At 47.9% G+C, this 19,280-nt stretch carries 18 protein-coding genes; 12 read left to right on the forward strand and 6 right to left on the reverse strand.

Features of this window, described 5'->3' with window-relative positions:
- Window positions 1-17: 17 nt before the first annotated feature.
- From leuD to EKK48_11925, 4 genes are all read left to right on the forward strand, one after another.
- Window positions 18-620 (forward strand): 3-isopropylmalate dehydratase small subunit, encoded by a 603-nt coding sequence (gene leuD / locus EKK48_11910; protein ID RTL42686.1) that lies wholly within the window; start codon window positions 18-20, stop codon window positions 618-620.
- Window positions 620-1,732 (forward strand): 3-isopropylmalate dehydrogenase, encoded by a 1,113-nt coding sequence (gene leuB / locus EKK48_11915; GenBank protein RTL42687.1) that lies wholly within the window; start codon window positions 620-622, stop codon window positions 1,730-1,732. Before leuD ends, leuB begins: the two co-directional genes overlap by 1 nt.
- Window positions 1,733-1,841: 109 nt before the next feature.
- Window positions 1,842-2,807 (forward strand): branched-chain amino acid transaminase, encoded by a 966-nt coding sequence (locus EKK48_11920; GenBank protein ID RTL42799.1) that lies wholly within the window; start codon window positions 1,842-1,844, stop codon window positions 2,805-2,807.
- Window positions 2,808-2,833: 26 nt separating this feature from the next.
- On the forward strand, window positions 2,834-3,196 hold the full coding sequence (locus EKK48_11925; GenBank protein ID RTL42688.1) for a hypothetical protein: 363 nt from the start codon (window positions 2,834-2,836) through the stop codon (window positions 3,194-3,196).
- Between the two features lie 202 nt (window positions 3,197-3,398).
- Here EKK48_11925 and EKK48_11930 read toward each other — a convergent pair whose 3' ends face one another.
- On the reverse strand, window positions 3,399-4,880 hold the full coding sequence (locus EKK48_11930) for a hypothetical protein (GenBank protein ID RTL42689.1): 1,482 nt from the start codon (window positions 4,878-4,880) through the stop codon (window positions 3,399-3,401).
- 270 nt (window positions 4,881-5,150) lie between these two features.
- Between EKK48_11930 and EKK48_11935 the strand changes: the two genes are divergently transcribed.
- Window positions 5,151-5,672 carry a hypothetical protein gene (locus tag EKK48_11935; GenBank protein RTL42690.1) on the forward strand — a complete coding sequence of 174 codons (522 nt, stop codon included), beginning with the start codon at window positions 5,151-5,153 and terminating at the stop codon, window positions 5,670-5,672.
- Window positions 5,673-5,744: 72 nt separating this feature from the next.
- Here EKK48_11935 and EKK48_11940 read toward each other — a convergent pair whose 3' ends face one another.
- From EKK48_11940 to EKK48_11955, 4 genes are all read right to left on the reverse strand, one after another.
- Window positions 5,745-6,989, reverse strand: coding sequence for an aspartate kinase (locus tag EKK48_11940; GenBank protein ID RTL42691.1), 1,245 nt, complete (start codon window positions 6,987-6,989; stop codon window positions 5,745-5,747).
- Between the two features lie 11 nt (window positions 6,990-7,000).
- Window positions 7,001-8,218: a cystathionine gamma-synthase gene (locus EKK48_11945; protein ID RTL42692.1), complete on the reverse strand. Its 1,218-nt coding sequence runs from the start codon at window positions 8,216-8,218 to the stop codon at window positions 7,001-7,003.
- A 429-nt stretch (window positions 8,219-8,647) separates the two neighbouring features.
- Entirely contained in the window at window positions 8,648-9,316 is a 669-nt protein-coding gene (locus tag EKK48_11950; protein RTL42693.1) for a hypothetical protein, read from the reverse strand.
- A 436-nt stretch (window positions 9,317-9,752) separates the two neighbouring features.
- A complete protein-coding gene (locus tag EKK48_11955; protein ID RTL42694.1) occupies window positions 9,753-10,160 on the reverse strand; it encodes a YjbQ family protein in 408 nt (135 codons plus the stop codon).
- A gap of 226 nt (window positions 10,161-10,386) precedes the next feature.
- On the opposite strand from EKK48_11955, the gene EKK48_11960 reads away from it, so the two are divergent.
- From EKK48_11960 to EKK48_11990, 7 genes are all read left to right on the forward strand, one after another.
- Complete coding sequence (locus EKK48_11960) at window positions 10,387-11,814, forward strand: hypothetical protein (protein RTL42695.1); 1,428 nt, start codon at window positions 10,387-10,389, stop codon at window positions 11,812-11,814.
- A gap of 222 nt (window positions 11,815-12,036) precedes the next feature.
- Window positions 12,037-12,516 (forward strand): hypothetical protein, encoded by a 480-nt coding sequence (locus EKK48_11965; protein ID RTL42800.1) that lies wholly within the window; start codon window positions 12,037-12,039, stop codon window positions 12,514-12,516.
- 316 nt (window positions 12,517-12,832) lie between these two features.
- Window positions 12,833-13,786, forward strand: coding sequence for an ATP phosphoribosyltransferase (locus EKK48_11970; protein ID RTL42696.1), 954 nt, complete (start codon window positions 12,833-12,835; stop codon window positions 13,784-13,786).
- Window positions 13,774-14,394, forward strand: a complete 621-nt coding sequence (gene hisH / locus EKK48_11975) for an imidazole glycerol phosphate synthase subunit HisH (protein ID RTL42697.1) — start codon at window positions 13,774-13,776, stop codon at window positions 14,392-14,394. The genes EKK48_11970 and hisH overlap by 13 nt, the downstream gene beginning before the upstream one ends.
- A 13-nt stretch (window positions 14,395-14,407) precedes the next feature.
- On the forward strand, window positions 14,408-15,334 hold the full coding sequence (gene hisF / locus EKK48_11980; protein ID RTL42801.1) for an imidazole glycerol phosphate synthase subunit HisF: 927 nt from the start codon (window positions 14,408-14,410) through the stop codon (window positions 15,332-15,334).
- Window positions 15,328-16,563: a phosphoribosyl-ATP diphosphatase gene (gene hisE / locus EKK48_11985; protein RTL42698.1), complete on the forward strand. Its 1,236-nt coding sequence runs from the start codon at window positions 15,328-15,330 to the stop codon at window positions 16,561-16,563. The genes hisF and hisE overlap by 7 nt, the downstream gene beginning before the upstream one ends.
- Before the next feature lie 97 nt (window positions 16,564-16,660).
- Window positions 16,661-17,905, forward strand: a complete 1,245-nt coding sequence (locus EKK48_11990; protein RTL42699.1) for a pyridoxal phosphate-dependent aminotransferase — start codon at window positions 16,661-16,663, stop codon at window positions 17,903-17,905.
- Between the two features lie 83 nt (window positions 17,906-17,988).
- Here EKK48_11990 and EKK48_11995 read toward each other — a convergent pair whose 3' ends face one another.
- Complete coding sequence (locus EKK48_11995; GenBank protein ID RTL42700.1) at window positions 17,989-19,272, reverse strand: hypothetical protein; 1,284 nt, start codon at window positions 19,270-19,272, stop codon at window positions 17,989-17,991.
- Window positions 19,273-19,280 lie beyond the last annotated feature (8 nt).

Genomic DNA, 19,280 nt, shown 5'->3' on the forward strand with positions numbered 1-19,280 from the left:
CATGTTGGAGAAAATCTATGGACAAGTTCGAAAAACTGACATCAAAAGTGGTGCCGCTGCCGATGACGGATGTGGATACCGATTTGATTATTCCCGCTCAATTCTTGACGAGTATAAGCAGGGAAGGTTATGGGCAAAATCTGTTCCGCAGATTGCGTGACAACGACCCTAATTTCCCTTTCAACCAGGAGAAATTCAAGGGCGCTGCGATTTTAGTGGCCGGAGAAAATTTCGGCTGCGGTTCGTCACGAGAGCATGCGGTCTGGGCTCTTGCGGGTGCGGGCATAAAAGTTGTCATTGCGCCGTCTTTTGCCGACATATTTTTCAGCAATAGCGCCAAGAATGGTTTGGTTCTTGTTACGTTGCCAGCTTCTCAAGTCGAGCGAATACTGGTCGAGGCACAAGCTGGTGAATACAGTGTCACAGTCGATCTTGAATCTCAAACGGTGACCTTGCCTGGTGGTGAAACATTCAAGTTCGAATTCGATCACTTCCGTAAGCACTGCATTTTGAACGGACTTGACGACATCGATTACATTCTGTCATTCAAAGAGAAGATCTCGGAATTCCGAGCCGGCCAACCGACGGCGGTTAACTGCATGCAGGGAGAGAGCAAGTAATGAAAAAGCGTATAGCAGTATTGCCCGGTGACGGTATCGGTGAAGAGGTTATGGCTCAAGCGCTGCGTGTGCTCGAAGCAGTGGAAAGTCGCTTCGAGCATGAGTTCGAAAAAGTGCACGGAGTGGTCGGGGGTGCTGCTTTCGATAAGTACGGAAGTCACATGCCAAATGAAACTCTTGACCTTGCCTATAATTGCAATGCCATTTTGTTTGGATCTGTTGGCGGTCCGGTGGCTGACATGGATTTGCCTAAATGGAAAAATTGCGAAGCTAATTCAATTTTGAACCTGCGCAAGACTTTTAAGTTCAACGCTAACTTTCGGCCAGTCAAAATATTTCCTGAGTTGAAAGACATATCGCCTTTGCGTGCTGAAGTAATTCAGAAAGGCGTGGACATGGTCTTCGTGCGCGAATTGCTGGGCGACTGCTATTTCGGTGAGCATAAGCAATACAGTGAAAACGGCAAGCGTTACGGTACAGATCAGATTATTTATGACGAAGAGCAAGTGGCGGCGATTGCACATGTTGCATTCAAAGCGGCTCGCATTCGTCGAAATAAAGTGACTTCTGTAGACAAGGCCAATGTTCTCGATTCCTCGAAACTCTGGCGAGCAGTTGTTACCGAAGTATCTAAAGATTACAGCGATGTCGAGCTCGAGCACATGCTTGTAGACAATTGCGCCATGCAAATTATTCGCGATCCGTCCCAATTCGACGTGGTTGTGACAACGAACATGTTCGGCGACATCCTTTCCGATGCGGCAGCTGTTTTGCCCGGGTCTCTGGGGCTTCTGGCTTCAGCCAGCCTGAACAAAGACGGGTTTGGTCTATATGAACCGCCCGGCGGATCCGCTCAAGATATTGCCGGCACAGGAGTAGCTAATCCGGTGGCGCAAATCCTTTCTGTTGCAATGATGCTGCGCTATTCGTTTCAACTGGAAGCGGAAGCGACATCTATTGAGAGAGCGGTATCGAGTGCATTGGGAGCAGGATGCAGAACAAGGGACATTTACACGAAAACTGCCTCGTCAGAGAACCAGATAAAGCTTGTTAATTGCGAAGAAATGACCGATGAGATTCTGTCTTACATCAAGCGCCCGGCGCTAGTTTAGAGACGTCGAGATTTAAAATGACGTCCATCAGTCATTCTGCAGCAGCGTTAAACCGGAGAGAAATTAAGTGAGTAACGATTCCGCAAATACAAAAAACAGCATTGCGTATATGCAGGGCAAGTTTATGCCTCTTGCCGAAGCGAATGTAAACATCATGACTCATGCGTTCATGTATGGAACGGCGGTCTTTGAGGGCATCCGCGGCTACTGGAACGCCGAGCGGGAGCAGATGTATTTATTTCGGTTGCGTGAGCATTACGAACGCATGATTGACAGTATGAAAATCATGCATCTGCAAACCGAGCTGAGCGTAGATGAGCTCTGTCAAGTAACGGTTGAATTGTTGCGCCAGAATAAGCCCACCGGTGATATGTATGTCCGACCCAGTGCTTACAAGTGCGGGCAACGCGTTGGTCCTGGATTAGATCAAAATCCAACTGATATCTGCATTTTTACTGTACCGTTCGGAAACTATTTCAAAGCTCAAGAAGGTCTGAAAGTTATGGTTTCGAGCTGGCGGCGTATCGAGGACAATGCTATTCCGGCACGGGCAAAAATAGTGGGTGCTTACGTAAACACGGCCCTGGCTAAAACTGATGCGGCCCTGGCCGGATATGACGATTGCATAATGCTTTCTGAGAACGGACACGTTTCTGAAGGAAGTGCCATGAACATTTTTATGGTAAAGAATGGTCAATTAATCACGACATCGACCAGCGAAAATATTCTGGAAGGCATCACGCGTGGTACCATAATCGAAATCGCGGAGCAAGAGCTTGGTCTCAAAACTCTGTGTCGTTCGATCGATCGCAGCGAACTTTATACCGCCGACGAAATATTTTTCACTGGCACTGGTGCGCAAATTGCTCCATGTATTGAAGTTGATCGTCGGGTGATCGGCAGTGGACATGCCGGACCCTTATCTTTAAGGATTCAGGACGTTTATTTGGACATTTGCCGGGGTGTAAATCAGAAGTATTCCCAGTGGCTGACGCCGGTTTTTCCAGAAAAGCAGGATGAAGCGTCTGCCCAATCAACTCCCAAACATGCTTTGGGTGCTGCATTTAACAATTAATTGAGTTCAGGCAAGAGGTAGCGTGTATGTACAAACAGCAAGCTGAAGGTTATTCCCAGTCCTCGCGCGAAGTATCGCGCGTAAACACTCATGGCGACCTGTACAGGAAGAATGAGCTAGGACAGATTACCTCGTTTAGCTATGCTGACAGCGACATTCTATTCACGTTCGGCTATGACGAGCACGGTGACCTTTCGGACATTAACAGCTCGACTGGCTGGAGCTGGACTAAGGTTCGCACTCCAGGCTTTGAAGGCTGGGTGGTTCGCAACTACTTTGAGCGCTGGTTTGTCTCTCAAGAAGAGTGCGATGCTGTCCACGTAACCGAATTCGGGGTCAAGGCTACCGGACGTCAATCAGACAAGATGGATTTGCCCGAGCGTCCATAGGCGCCTGTTCGTTTGCTTTCCTCAGACCTGATTTCTTCGAACCTCATTAGTTGAGGCTATACGGTCATAGACCCGAAGCTTAACTGGTGAGGTTTTGTTTCGCTTGTTCGCAATTGTCAGCATGGGAAACAATTATTTCATCCCGTTTCAGCAGCGCGTTCCAGCAATCCCGTTTCAGTCAGTTTTCAGTTAGTGACTATCATCAATGGTGGACGCGATTGAATTCTCGATCGGCGCGGGACTTTTCAAAATCCTTCTGGACCTTCATGCGCCTGATAGCTTCTTGTTGCATAGTCTGATTTCTGTGCTCAAGTCTCGCCTGTTCCAGTTCTACCTGACTGGCGCTTTTGAGTGTCGATTTCGGAGCGGTCATGGTGACCTGTTGGGTAGTCTTAAAGTCGACTTGGAAGCTATCCAGGAATTCTCTGGCTGCTTTGGAGTTCAACCAGTCTTTATTTCCATTTATGCCGATGATGTAGATATAGTTTTGGACGAGATAAATTCGAAAGCGCGCGCTTTGCCCTGGTTTGTTGGCGAGTTGAGGAACTTCCAGTTGGCATCCTTGAAATCCTTGCAACGTTGACTCATATTGCCTTGTTTGTAGCCCTTTAAGCGAGTTGACAACGCTTTGCGACATGTTGTCCAGGAGTTGGCTTGTTTTCAGATTGGGAGGTGCGCTGGGCAGTATCACGTACGAAATGTTGAAGGTTCCGTCTGGCACTGTATAAACGTAATCAACCATTCGCATTCCAGCTTGATTGGAATATTTGACTTGTGGCGAACCAGGAAGCATTACTTTGAAGCGACCTTCCGGGTAAGTGTATTTGTCCATGGGTGAAACGGCAGTCGAATTTGCACCTGGTTCAGAATCAGCACTCAAGCTGGTGCTTTTATGTTCCGACAAGCTGTCTTGGCCAGCGCTTTTCGGTGATTGACCGCCTGGCGGCGAATCCTTTTGAGCATTGTCCACCTTGATTCTTTCTGAGCTATTTGAGGCGGTAGCGTTCTGTAACTGGGTAGTTTGGAAAGTGTTTGCAACTCCGGAATTTAACGACCGATTAGCTGTTTGAGTTGCTGCCTCCAGACTTTCAATGTTTTTGAGATTGGCCGGTCCTGCATCGGTCTGGAGGTTTCCCTCTGGATGGTCGTAAGTGGAGATCAATCGTTTAAAGGACTCCATAAACTCGAGTGGAGTAATGGGTTGGAATACTAGTCTGACTGAAACCAGGGACTTGTCTGATGCCGAATATGGTGCCATAAGTAAGACACTGTGTATTGCTTCCGGTCGCTCGATAACTCCAGCAATGCGATCATTGGGACCGCCCGGTTTGACTTCGATGTCACCCAGGATACCGTCAAGATCCGGTGAAGGGACAGTACGGCGATTGTACGGATGCATGCGCTCGTGCACTTTGTATTCGAAATGTAGTGAGTTACCCGTACTGACAATCTTTGCTTTCGGAAAAAATTCTTTTACGAGATCGGCGACTGATATGAGAAGTTTCTGCGCTTCTGGGCTGGATTTGAAGTCTCCTGAGTTAGCCTGAACAGGAGGTGTCGAAGCTTGAGAAATAGACTGAGCGTCTGCGCCGAATCCAACAAGCGTAGTCGACGAAACGACAAGCTGGACCGAAAGCAGCCAGGTCATTGGATTGTTAAATGCTCGTTTTTTGGCAGAAGTCACGCCTGATCTCATACTTGTTGTTGGTTTCTTACCCGGAAACCCTTAACAGGCGGGCGTTGGTTGGTCGAACTTTTATAAATTGCCTCATAGTAACTTAGATTTTTACCGATATCGGAAAAAATTTGGCTCTCGAATCGCCGATTCCGGACCTGCATGTCAAGCAGGGGCAGGTTCTTGGTCATTTTAAAATGCTCATGAGCGTAAATTCCACATTGTCGACTTAAGGTCGTGTGGCTATCCTGGTCTGGGATTTTGCAAACAGGTCACTTCATGAACAGACGGCGAAAATCAGTTTTTCTTATATCTTTGGTGGCCCTTGTTAGCGGAGTCTGGAGTCCCGTCCGGGCGCAGTCAGCAAACTTTGAACCATTAGACGATTTCTCGACACCTCGTTCGAAGATTGCTGATGTTGATATCGTCACAAATTCGCCTACTCTGCAGAGTCAGTCTGCTGTTCAGCAGGGCCAGGTTAACTCATTTGGTTCGTTTGGTTCGACTTTTCCTTCAAGCCAGTATCCAACTTCGTACCAACAGCCGGCCGTTTCATCGAATGCGACGGCTCTCGATGCGCCGAATAACGTTAATTCGCAACAGGCACCAAGACAGACAGCGGCGCAAGTGCAACAGCCTATTCAAATCGACTCTCAAACAGTGGGAAGAGTTGTTGGCGTTGCCGGGACAGCTATTCTGTTGGGAGCCTTTCTTAAGAACGGCGGTGTCGGTGGAATGATGAACACACTCGGCCTGGATACCCGTTTTCACGGACGTGCGCCTTCGCTATCTTCCTATTGATGGGGCTCGGATTGCTCTCGTATTCTTGATCGATTCGTGCGATTCGTGAGCGAGTTATGCTGTGGAGCGTCGTCAGGCCGACCTCACCAGGGTATTAGTGCTGAGTTCGTTAAGCTTGAATTCGCGGTGGAGCAGAGCGGCTGCATGATTTGCGGCGGCCGTCGGAATTAAACAGGAGATGCGTGATTCTCCGCAATAGAGAAGTTTTACGTAAATGCTGTGATCTTCGAGCACGGAAAGTAGCTTGGTTGATGCTTCCTGCGAATTACCCAGCCCGGTCCCAATTATGCTCACTTTTGCCACTTCCTTATCAACAATCAGGTCGTTGGCGCCGCATGCTTGTTTGAGCTCCTGGAGAATCAAAATAGCCGAATCCAGGTCTTCATACTTGATTGCTAAACTCAAGCACTTGGTGCGATTTGCAAAATCGATATTTTGCGAAACCATATCTACTGAGACATTTTGTTTACCCAAACAATCGAGCGTTGTGCCAATAAATGGGAAGTCGACTGGTACACCTGCGAAAGTTACATGGGCTTGATTTCCATCTACGGCAATGCCACTTACTTTGCGAATTCTTTCCACTTTGTTTTCTCCATTGATAATAGTGCCCTGGTGAGCAGGATTGAACGTATTCCGTACACGCACCTGTATGTTGTATTCCTTTGCTAGCTCAACCGCTCGAGGATGCAAAACTTGCGCTCCAACGCGTGCTAGTTCGAGAACTTCGTCATAACAGATTGTCGGGATGATTTGTGCTTCTGCAATTTTGTTTGGATCTGTTGTGAATATTCCGTCCACATCGGTATAGATGTCGCAGGTGGTGGCTCCGCAAGCTGCGGCGAGAGCGACTGCGGTGGTATCGGAGCCGCCTCGACCAAGGGTTGTAATTTCGCCCGATTCGCTCAATCCCTGGAAGCCTGCCACCACAACTACGTCATGGTCCTCCAGGGCTTTCTTGAGCGTATCTCGACAAATATCGAGAATTCTTGCGGTGCTATGTGAATTATCGGTTGTTATGCCGATCTGTGACCCTGTGAAAGATTTGGCATTTATACCTTTCTCTTGCAGAGTCAAAGCCAACAAAGCGATAGATACCTGTTCTCCAGTTGATAGAAGCAGATCCAGTTCTCTCTTGTTTGGCACTGTAGCGCATTGTTTTGCCAGGCTGTAGAGATAGTCGGTGGTATCACCCATGGCTGATACCACGACCACACTCTTAGCGCTTCCGCACTTGGCCACAACGTCGGCTACATGATGAATTCGACTGATGTTCTTCACCGAAGTGCCACCGAATTTAAGTACAGAGATGCTCATTTGTATTTCCTCTATACTGCGACAACTAGTTCTGGCGCCGACTTTACTGCTTCCGTCTTTGGAAGAACGCGCTCAAGGTCGGCAATCAAATCGGCAGCTTCTTCAATTCCGGTTGAAATTCTGATCAAACCGTCGACAATGCCGCAGTGCTCCCGAACTTCTTTCGGTATGGGTTTGTGCGTCATCGTAGCGGGGTGACAGATAAGTGATTTGACTCCACCCAGACTTTCCGCAAGTTGGAACAGCTTAGTGTTGTTGACGACATCTTTGGCCGCATCCAGTCCGCCTTTTACAACAAATGAGACCATTCCACCGAATCCAGACATTTGTGACTTAGCCAGGTCAAATTGAGGGTGACTTGGCAGTCCTGGGTAATGGACAGCTTCTACGGCAGGGTGCTTCTCCAGATATTCTGCAATAGCCCGAGCGTTACGCTCATGTTCTCTCATACGCAGAGCAAGCGTTTTCAACCCTCGTAGAATCAAAAAGCAGTCGAATGGACCAGGAACGGCGCCGACTGCATTATTGTGGAACTGCAATTGTTCGTAGAGCTTGTCGTCGGAAGTTACTATTGCGCCGCCGATTACGTCACTGTGTCCGTTCAAATACTTTGTTGTGCTGTGGACGACGATATCGGCGCCAAGAGCAAGAGGCTTCTGAAAGTATGGGGTGGCAAAGGTATTGTCAACAACTAGTATGAGTCCATTCTTTTTGGTGATTTTTGAAATGGCACGAAGATCAGCAAGGCGAAGAAGTGGATTTGTAGGCGTTTCGAGCCAGACAAGTTTAGTCTCCGGAGTGATAGCCTGCTCCACTTCGTGTGTGTTGCGGGCATTGACGTAGGTGAACTTCAAATTGTATTTGGTCAGTACTTGCTCGAATAGTCTGTAGACACCACCATAGACATCTTCACCTACGATGACGTGGTCTCCTGCTTTGAGCAGGTTAGTGACTGTATATGCAGCTGCCAGTCCAGAGGCGCAAGCCAAGCCATATTTCCCACCTTCGAGAGCTGCCAGGCATTCCTCCAGGGCTGTACGGGTAGGATTATGTGTTCTCGCGTACTGATAGCCTTTGTTGACTCCCAGTTCATCAAGAACAAATGTCGCTGTCTGGAAAATTGGAGTTATTAGGGCGCCTGTGGATGGGTCGGCGTCCTGTCCAGCATGTATTGCCAGGGTGGAGAAGTGAAGTTGTTCGTCGGATGTACAGTTCTTATATTGGCTCATGGGGTTTATCTCCTAATTGAAAAACCCCCCTTCTCGCTCGGAGAAGGAGGGTTGAAACACTTTAACGGTCTGTTAGCTACTGCTTAAACCTGTGTGACAACGCCGCCCTCCCCGAGGAGAGCATCAACATTGTCATAGTCATGGCGCGGTTTTGCATGTTGTCCATTATGAAGCAAAGGTTTCGTTTGTCAATTTCATTGCGCAGACATGTTAAGCGATTTGCCGAAGAGACGTTTGTCGATCGCGCAAATTCAAGCAGGAGAGAGAGATTCGTGTACCGTCGTATGTTTACACTGGCGTCGGTTCTCATTCATATATAAGCGCGAATCCTATCAAAATATCGGCATCACTGGGGTCATGAGTCATGCTGACCTTGATGAAATACCATATTGTTTGTTGATGAATCGCGAGTATTTATTGTCTTTGTATTTACGCGAATTTGCTTACCTGCACCATATGCGGTGAAACATAGGATGCGATTTCTCGTTCTGAGAGTTTGCCATACCTGGCACAAGCTTTCAACAATGCCTCAGTGCTCCATCTTTTATCCACTACGCACCAAAACAGGGCTAAATAGAGTTGCAGATATTTTCTACTGACACCACCGTGGATTCTTTTGATGTATCGTGTGCTTCGGGCCACATAGCGAATAATGTTTTTATGCGGTTTTTTGATAGCAGGAAGTTTGACTGGTTGTTTGATCTTCACATACTGTGCACCGTTCTGATTCTCTATTAAGCCGGCAAGTTCCAGCATTGTCAGCGCTGACATAATGCGATTGGTCGGCAGACCGCTTCGTACTTCAAGTGATGATTGCGTAATCGGCTGATCTGAAAAATTCTGATACACCAGTTTTTCGTCTTCACTGAGCGAATCAAGTAAGGCTTGATCTTGATTGAGCTGCGCAGCAAGCCGGCGTTCGATTTCATCAAATTCTGCGTGAGGATGCTCACGTGGCAGTGATTCAGTGCTGCGTCTGAAAACACAAGAACCGAATTCGGATGATTTCGTCGGTGAGCCATATCTCTCTAGCAACTCCAACAATACGGTCGATACCTTCTTCAGTATGTGCTGCGCTGAAGATGTTGATATGACCATCAGTCGTCCAAAGGCCGCACCACTTATCCTAATGCGATGAGAGAGAAGGATGATCGCCATTAAGTATGGTCTTGGCTTTTTGATAGAACTAAAGAATGTCTTTGCCGTTAGCCATGTCTTCCGATTACATTTGAGGCACCGAGCGTCTCTTCGTCCTACTTCGCGGAGCAGTCTGCGAGAGTTACAGTGAGTGCATTTTTCATCAATGTATTTTCTCAGTTCTTTCAGACAATCTTCATTCGTAGGAAATTTTGCTAGATTTTCAGCTAGCAACATCCTAATGATTTTTAGGGCAGGATCAAGTGAGAGCATTTTGAATCACCTCCATTGTTTAAAACGTAGGTGGAAGCAAAAAAGTTCAAATATGAACAGATGAATTTGAAAATTTCATCTGTTTTGTCGCGCGATGTGCGTTATTGCCAGTGACTAAATGTGGTTAGAGTTCCGTCTTAAGCACTGAGACTGCAATTTCTCGATCTCGTGGTCCATCTAATTCAACTAAAATAATTCGTTGCCATGTTCCAAGTATTAGAGATCCGTTTTGAAACGGTACCAACACGCCTGGACCGATTAAAGACGACATGATGTGGTCCGGTACATGACTGGGATTATGCGGATGTCGATAATTCAACTTGGGAACGATTTGATCAAAGGCATCCAGCATGTCCAGGTCTGTGCCCGGGTCCAAGTCTGCGGTGGTAACAGCTGCCGTTGTGTGCATAGTGTGAATGTGGACCAGACCGTTCTTGATCGACTTCGCTGTGCCGACAAGCTGTTCTACTTGCTCTGTTATGTCCAGAATATTCTTTTTCTTTTTGGTGTGAATGGTCGCTTTGACTGGCATATGGTGATGTGATCCTTTCGCAAATTCGTTTCAGAACATGTTTTTTTACCGATATCGGAAAAAATTTCGTCGGAGATTTATTCCGATATCGGAAAAAAACAGCTTACCAAAGAGTGTTTTTAACAATAGCGCCAAAGAAGTAGAAATCATCTCAACAGCAGCAATATTTGGCTAAATTGAGGTTGTCAGTGGTACAACGTATTTAGAACTAAGTTGTAGGAACCTGATGATTTTCTCTAGAAACGTCACTAAGCTTCTGTTTGTAGGTTTGATCAGTCTGAGCTCGCTCCCGGCGCTCGCTATCGTGCGACTCAGCGACCTTGGTCCATTAGAAGTGAGGTTCTTCTCCCATCAGTACGAGCGTGAAACACCGGGCGAGCGCCTTGATCGCCTGGAGCGGCTTGTTTTTGGCAATGTTCAGTCAGGTTCAATCGAGGAACGCGTAGCACGTATTTCTAAAACTGTTGATTCAGCTACGCCTGGTAAACCCGATACAAGTATCGCCACGCAAGCTAAAGCGGATCAGTCCGCCAGCCAAACTAGCAAACCTGGTGGTTCTGATCTGAGCAATTCAGAATACCCACGAGTGACTGAACTCGAGCGTTCACTACTTGGTCGCACATATGCAGGTGAGCCGGTTCGTCAACGTTTGAGCCGCCTTGAGAGTAAGGCCTACGGTGCGCCGTCACGCATCGATGACCTGGCTACACGAGTAGACAATCTCAGCTCTTATGCCGGTGTGTACGGCATGCAACCAGGCGATTTAATGAACAACATTCCTGCGCCGCTGCGAGGAGCAACCGGTATTACAGGAACTACTCAAGATGGCTCATTAGGCATGTTGGAAAAAGTTTCGGCAATGGAAGTAAAATTGTTTGGTCATGCCAACTCAAACCACTCGCTTGTTCAACGTATCAAAGACTTGGAGAGCAAAGTACTTGGTTCTGCTGCCCGATCTCCTGTTGATGATATGACGACACGAGTGAGCACACTTTGGGCTAGAACTCAGATGGGTCTACCGCAGTCTCCTCAGGCTCCTAGCCAGGCTGCGACTGCGCAATCACTTCAATCGGCCCCTTTTAGCAGTTCTCAATACAACCGCAACTGGAATAGCTCTAATTCTTACGTGGCTGGCGCCAGTAACCCGTTCGGTTCTGGTCCTACGTCTCCGTCATCAGGTACGAGTAACAATGGCTACAGTGCTCAGGGACCTGACCCCTATGCCGGTCTCTCAGGTGCAGGAGCCGGATACAACAGCATGCAAAATAGTGGGTCGTATAATTCATCACCGTTCATGGCTGGTTCATCGAACCCACAGTTCGCAAATAACAGCAAGCATAAATCCAAAGGAAAACATAGCTCGTTGCTTGGCAAGATTGGTAAGGTAGTTGCCATTGCCGGTAGTGCTGCTGTTGGCGCTGGTGGACTTGCCGTCGGAGCTATGAGCTCGATGAACATGGGTTATTACGGGATGGGTATGGGGAGTGGATTTGGCAGCCCCTATTCTTATTCGAGCTTTGCTCCGGCTTACTCAGCTTATTCAAGTTATCCAGGTTATGGATCTGTAAGCACGATTGGAACTTTGGGTAGCATGGGTTCATCTTTCGGATCCCCATTTGGCTCAAGCTACGCCGGCTCCTTCTTCTCGCCTTGATTTGCTGGCTGTACAAACGCCTTATTTATTGCATTATCCACAGTTGCGCAGACTGGCGAACGTCTGTATGATAGCTCTCAGCCAGTTTTAGAATTGTCCTTGTGATACCATGGGTGATGTCATTTGAAAGAGCTTGATGTTCGTTTGGCTTTGTATAATCACGAGATCAAAGACATACTCGCAGCGCATCCTGGCAGCTTGGTCGTCGACGAGCTTGGCTTGATGGAAGGCAGTTTTCGCGTCGATCTTGCTGTCATCAATTCAAGATTGCACGGCTACGAGATCAAAAGTTTTTCCGACAATCTAGATCGCTTACCGTCGCAGCAACTAACTTATAGCAAAATTTTTGATCGTATGACTCTTGTTGCTGATGAGCGTCATGTCGCTAAAGCTGTCGAAATTGTGCCTCAGTGGTGGGGATTGATTTCTTCTCGCACCACTAAAGGTGTCACAGTTCTGAATGAAATTTGGCCGTCCCGCCAGAATCTGGATATCGATCCATATGCGTTGTCTCAATTGCTCTGGCGGGATGAAGCTCTTGATGCATTGCGCCAACGCGGTCTGGACCGCGGCGTGCGAACCAAACCTCGGAAAGTCATTTGGCAAGCTCTTGCTGCATGCTTCACATTGGAAGAAATCCGGACTGTGATCAGGCAGAAATTGGCGGGTCGCAAGAATTGGCGTAGACAGGCTTACAGTTGAATTCGGTTATGGCAGAGTCGCTCAGACGAAAGTATCGCTCAATGCTTGCTGGTTAGGCTCTTAAAAATTCGTATTGCGGGCTTGCCAAGCGAACGGGGCGAGTGCTAACCTCTCTCTTGGCTTAGAAGAGTAGTGCAATGTTCGTATCTCTATCATTTGGCAAAAATGTCGACTCCGCGCCTGTTTCGGGGTACCATCACCATCATTGTGGAATGTTCCTGGAGCAGTCTGACAGATAAGCTTGCATTACAGCAAAACACTGTCCGGAGCCTGCTCAAAGCGGGCTCTTTTCGTTTTATATAGATAGGAAGGATGAATGTCAAACAATCAAACATCAGCCTCTACAAAGGGCTCACTGAAGCGATCTGAGGATGGCGCCGGCAACGCCAAGACGAATTTACGCTTGACCATTCCTAAAGGAAGAATCCAGGAAAAGGTCATGGCTCTCCTTGGTCAGATTGGCATGAACTTTCTTGCCGACGGTCGCTCTTATCGACCGCTTTGCTCCGACCCATATATTGTAACGAAACTGCTTAAATCTCAGAATATCCCCAGTCTGGTAGCGTTGGGGCGACATGATTGTGGCTTTTCTGGTTACGACTGGATCGTCGAACAGGATGCCGACGTTGTTGAATTGCTCGATTTGAACTTTGATCCCGTCAGAATTGTGGCAGCTATGCCTGAAGACCTGGTCGGCAACGACGACTTCAAAACCAAAGATTTTGGTCGTAAATTGATTGTCGCTTCCGAGTATAAAAGCCTGACCCAACGCTTTATCGAGCGAAATAAGTTGAACGCCATTTTCGTTCAGACTTTCGGTGCTACTGAGGCGCTGCCTCCCGAAGACGCAGACGTCATCGTCGACAATACTTCCACAGGTACGACTTTGAAGCATAATCGACTGGTCATTGTCGAAGAGTTGATGCGCTCCACAACTCGATTTATTTGCAACAAGCAAGCCCTGGAAGATCCGATCAAACGGAAGATGTTGGAGGAGATGACGATGCTCATGAAGAGCACGTTGCTTGCCAAACAGAAGGTTATGCTTGAAATGAATGTGTCTCGAGATGATTTCGAGCGGGTTGTCTCGAACTTGCCTTGTATGCGAGCACCAACGATATCTGAGTTGTACAACGGAGATGGTTACGCAATCAAGATTGCAGTGCCGGTTAAGGACGTACCAGATTTGATCCCGACACTTGTTTCCCTGGGGGCGCGGGATATTCTTGAATATAAAGTAGAAAAGATAGTGGCAGGATACGACAGTTAGTGGCTAGCAGAATTACGACTGAGTTTGATCTTGTCACCTCTGCTGGTGGCAACCTGGGTAGCATAAGCCGCACTCTGACCAGGATGGGTGTGCCTTTCAGGTTGGTAGGCAACGATGACCCGCCTGGCGGATCGCGCCCGATCATCTTGCCTGGTGTGGGTGCTTTTGGCGCAGTGATGAATTCGCTCAAGGTAAATCAATTTGATCAGACTATAGTTAAACTGGTGCGATCCGGAACACCATTTCTTGGCGTTTGCGTAGGATTGCAAGTCCTTTTTGACCAGAGTGAAGAAGCTCCAGGTGTTGCTGGTTTAGGTTTGATCCCGGGAAAGGTTTTGAAATTTCGGCAGGGCAAAGTTCCGCAAATTGGCTGGAATTTTATTGAACCGGTAAATGATTCCGGATGGGAAAAGGGTTACGTATATTTCGTCAATTCTTACTATGCAAAGCCTGATTCGGAGGACGTCATATTGTATCGATCTGACTATTACGAATCGTTCTGTGCAGCTGTTAAAACCGGCAATGTCACAGCTTTTCAATTCCATCCGGAGAAGAGTGGCGAATTTGGTGAGCGCCTCTTGCGCAAATGGATAAACGATGTCAGCTAAGGAATCCTTATCGATGCCGAAGAGTGGATTGTGTAAACGGATTATTCCGTGCCTTGATGTAGCAAATGGTCGCACCGTCAAAGGGGTCAAGTTCCAGAATTTGCGTGACATTGGAGACCCGGTTGAACTCGGCTATGAATACCAGAAACAGGGCGCAGATGAACTCATGTTCCTCGATATTACTGCATCCAAGGAAGACCGCAGCACTGTCTTTGACCTGGTTAGAGAAGTTGCTCATCGTTTGTCGATTCCTTTTACCGTTGGTGGTGGTATATCGTCTATTCAGGATGTGCGAAAACTCTTAGAACTGGGTGCCGACAAAGTATCGATCAACACTTCTGCTGTAAACAGACCGGAATTGATTGAAGAAATTGCCACCGCATGTGGTTCTCAATGTTGCGTCGTAGCGATTGACGCGCGAAAACGGGCTAAGGGCTTAAATGAATCGAATACTTCGAATCGATTGAATGAATCGACCGGATCAACGGGATCGACTGTCTCCGATGCCTCTGTTGCCTCAGCTGCCGCGGATGGCTCGGATGGTTCGGGTGGTTCGGGTGGTTCGGGTGGCTCGGATGGTTCGGGTGGCTCGGTCTGGGAAGTTTTGACCAGAGGCGGCTCTGTATCCACTGGACTGGACGCGCTTGAATGGGGCAAAGAATGTGTGCGACGGGGCGCAGGCGAGATTATGCTAACTTCATGGGATGCCGACGGAACGCAACAAGGTTTTGATATTGAGATGGTGAAGGCTTTTTCCATGCTGCCGATTCCAGTGATTGCCTCAGGCGGTGCTCGGGATCCACAGAGTTTTGTCGATGTTTTTACTGAAGGTTGCGCCGACGCCGCTCTTGCAGCGAGCATTTTTCACGATTGTATTTACACTATCAGCCAGGTTAAGAGACAGCTCAATCAAGAGGGGATTCCAGTGCGTATATGTTGATACCAAGCATTGATATTATGAACGGCAAAGCTGTTCAACTTAAGCAGGGAAAGGAATTCGTTTTGCAGAGCGAGCGCACGCCGCTTGAGTTAGCCAAAGAGTTCAATCGCTATGGCGAAGTGGCAGTAATAGACCTGGATGCGGCGCTTCGAAAAGGCAATAATCGTGAGTTGATCAAAGAGATCTGTCGGGTCTGTGATGTGCGCGTCGGTGGCGGCATACGAGACGTTGACACCGGCAGGGAATTCCTCAAGGCTGGCGCCAAAAGGTTGATCGTCGGTACGATGGCAACGCCGGAATTTTTAGATAAGTTTTCGCCGCAGCAGGTGATGGTGGCACTCGACCATAAGGGCGAGATTGTCGTTGACCAGGGCTGGGAGAACGCCACCGGTGAAACTATCTGGGCCCGCGCTGAACGGCTGGCTCCTTACTGCGCAGGATTTCTCGCAACTTTTGTGGAAGGCGAGGGATGTCTCAATGGCATGGACATTGAGGCGATAAAAGGTTTGAAAGATAAGATAAAAGGTCAACTCACCGTTGCTGGTGGCATCGCTGAGACGGATGAAATTGTTCAGATCTCGGCCCTGGGTGTTGATGTTCAAGTTGGAATGGCGCTTTATACAGGGCGTATCGACCCGATTGAAGCTGTCGTGAAGTCAATTGTGTTCAAGGAAGACGGGCTCGTGCCGACTATCGTTCAAGATCAAACTGGACAGGTCTTGATGATGGCTTACAGCTCCAAAGATAGTTTGAGTCGTGCATTGAGGGAAGGTAAAGGCATTTACTTCAGCAGATCTCGCAACGAAATCTGGGAGAAGGGACTGACCTCAGGCAACGCGCAGAAGCTTATCTCCTGCCGGGTTGATTGCGACAGAGATTGTCTTCTCTTCACCGTTGTACAAGAAAATGCAGCGTGTCACAATCAGACATACAGTTGTTTCGGTGGTGTCACTTCCGATAGAAAGTTTTCTCTGCCTGAACTCTTCGAGACTATTCAGTCTCGCAAGAATTCAGGCTCAAGCAAGTCGTATACGGCAACGCTGCTGTCCGATCGCAGGCTGCTTTTGAAGAAGATCATGGAAGAGGCGTATGAAGTAGTGTCATATTCCTCGAAAGAGAATCTAAGGTGGGAAATCGCAGATTTGATTTATTTCGCAAGCGTGCTTGCAGTGGATGAAGGTCTTGAGTGGAGAGATATCGAAGCAGAGTTGGCAGGGCGCAGACGTTAGCTAACAATAGTGAAGATGGAAGGCGAGTCAGACTAAAAATATCTGATGCCGGTAACGATTGAAAGGCGCTCAGTATAAAAGGGCGATGGGGAGAAAGATGGAAAGCAGGTCAGTATTCAAAAGTGCCGGTGAACAGGAAGATTTGAGCGGGATTTCTCGTCGGGTTGCTCAGATTACTGTGTCCGCTATTAAACAAATGCCCATTCTGGCAAGCAAGGTGCCTGGCTGTGTCTCTCTTGGGCAAGGCATTCCGTCACCGAATACGCCACTATTCATTAGAGAAGCTGTTATCAAGGCTCTGCAAAGCGATGGCGCAGTTGGAAAGTATTCACTGCAACCAGGTATTCCTCGTCTGAAGGAGTTGATCGCCCAGGACTTGATGCGTACAAGGAATATTCCGCAGATTAACCCGGAGACTGAGATATTTGTCAGTTGCGGTGGCATGGAAGCGCTTGCAACCGGTATCGCCACCATCGTCGATAAGGGCGATGAGGTGATTTTGAATTCGCCCAGCTATTCCTCGCATATTGAGCAAATTCTGTTTTCAGAAGGTGTCCCTGTGTTTGTGCCGCTTGATGAAGGAGCAGAGTGGACTCTCAATATCGAGGCACTCAGGAAAGCTATTACGAAAAGGACAAAGGCGATTATTCTGTGCAGTCCTTCGAATCCAACCGGAGCCGTCTTCTCTGAGACTCAGCTGCGTGAAATTGCAGCGTTGATTTTGGAGCACAATTTGTTTGTCATACTTGATGAAACCTATGACTTTCTCGTCTATGACAATCAACCATATTTTAGTTTGATGTCGGTTCCAGAATTGAAGAATAACATCATCGCAGCCTGTAGTTTCAGTAAGCGATACTGCATGACAGGTTGGCGTGTAGGTTATATGTATGCGCCCGAGCGCATTATAAGACAGGTCCTGAAAGTGCACGATGCTTTTGCCATCTGCGCTCCTACAATCTCCCAATATGCAGCCCTGGCTGCCCTGGAAGGTACGAATGGAAAAGACGGGCCCGGCGATGAAAGTGTAAGACAACTGATGGATATAATGACCCTGCGCCGCAATCTTGTTTGCGAAAGATTAGATCGCTTATCCGAGGTTTTCACTTACGCTAAACCACGTGGTGGCTACTATGTTTTTCCCCGTTTTAAGGCGCGCGAAAATATCGGTTCGATGGATTTTGCCCTGCGAATATTGAACGAAGCAAAGGTAATCACTGTGCCCGGAAACGCGTTCGGTCCTACTGGCGAAGGGCATATTCGAATGTCATTTGGCGCCGAAGAGAAAGAATTGACGGAAGCTTTTGACCGCATAGACAATTGGTTGGCTGCTAATAACTGACCAGACCTGTTGCTTGTGAATGCCGAGTACCTGTTGCTTGTGAATGCTGAGTAGCTGTTGCTTGTGAATGCAGCGTAGCGGTATTACTGGCAAGGGTTGATTGAGGCGAACGCGTCGTTGACGTTGCTGAAGACCTGCTGGCAATATTGTTCAAGTGCGATGCGTTTGCTTTGCTCATTTGCTATGCCCAGCGGCTCCAGTTTGATGTTAAAGCCTCTTGATTGTAGAAGTTCGGTCGTCTTAAGCAGCGGGACGATACCAGAAATGGTGTCTTCAAAGACATAGATAACAGTATCTGCTTCTTTGATAGTTGAAAGGCTCGTAGTCCCTGGGTCCTTCTCTTGTTTGTCAATGGCGTAGGCTTCGTGCAGTGCCAGTACATCCTGTCCTTGTGTGATCGTGTTTATCAGCGCTGCCACCGCCTGAGTAGAATTTGGTTTGGTGAGGTCTTCCGTGCGCTGCCCGTGTTCTTTTGCCAGCCATTCCATCATTCCCATGGCGATTAAGGGAAAGGAGCGCATGCCGGCATTGTCCAGAGCGATCTCAGCCTCTGGTGAGTAGCCAACGGATGAAACTTTTGCGTGGGTTGGTGGCAAACTGGGACGGGCTGTATAAACACCCACTGAGTTTGCGGCGTCTCTACTCAGCTCTTTGAGTTTGTCGACTGTTTCCTTACTAATAAGCGTTTTGTCTTCTGTTTCAAGCAGTCCGGCGCCTTCACATGCTGATTTGAGCTCATAAGTCCTCTCAAAATTACTTGAGCCGAGAATTATGTTTTGAAAGAGTCGAGTCCCAAGGCTTGAATAGACTGATCGGGTTCCGATCAAGAAGCGCTTCAAAAGTTCCAACCAGTATGACGATTGATTGACTGGCAGCAGCTTCTGAGAGAATAGTTGCAACGCGATATCAGGTGGATGACTGTGCGTGTCATTTACAGCCATTTCCTTAGCAAGAGTCATATAGTCTGGCCGCATTGTGGAAGTATGCACAGAACTGAAAAGCGAAAGTACTTCATCGATCTCGTCACTGTTTTGAACCTTGCTTCCTGCGAGGCGGCCGGAAACGTCACGCGCTGGCAGATGGTCCTGCGTAACGTAACTCTGTACGGCGATTGTCGTCAGAATGTCGCAAAACATGATGTTGGTCATATCCCAGACATCGTGCACGCCCTGCGATTCCATTGCAGAAACTTCTGCTTCGGTCGGCAGTATCGATGGTATGTCTGTCAGTCCGATTTTTTTACAAAGCTCCGTGAGCGTCCTTGTGATTCCCAGTCGATACGCTATCGGATTGACTATTACTCCGTCTACGTCGAATAAAAATATTCGCCGCTGGAACGTGCTGTAAGCTCTAGTGTTGTCGACCAAGAGTTGGC

This window comes from Candidatus Melainabacteria bacterium (genome assembly GCA_003963305.1).
In the GTDB taxonomy this organism is placed as follows: Bacteria; Cyanobacteriota; Vampirovibrionia; order Obscuribacterales; family Obscuribacteraceae; genus PALSA-1081.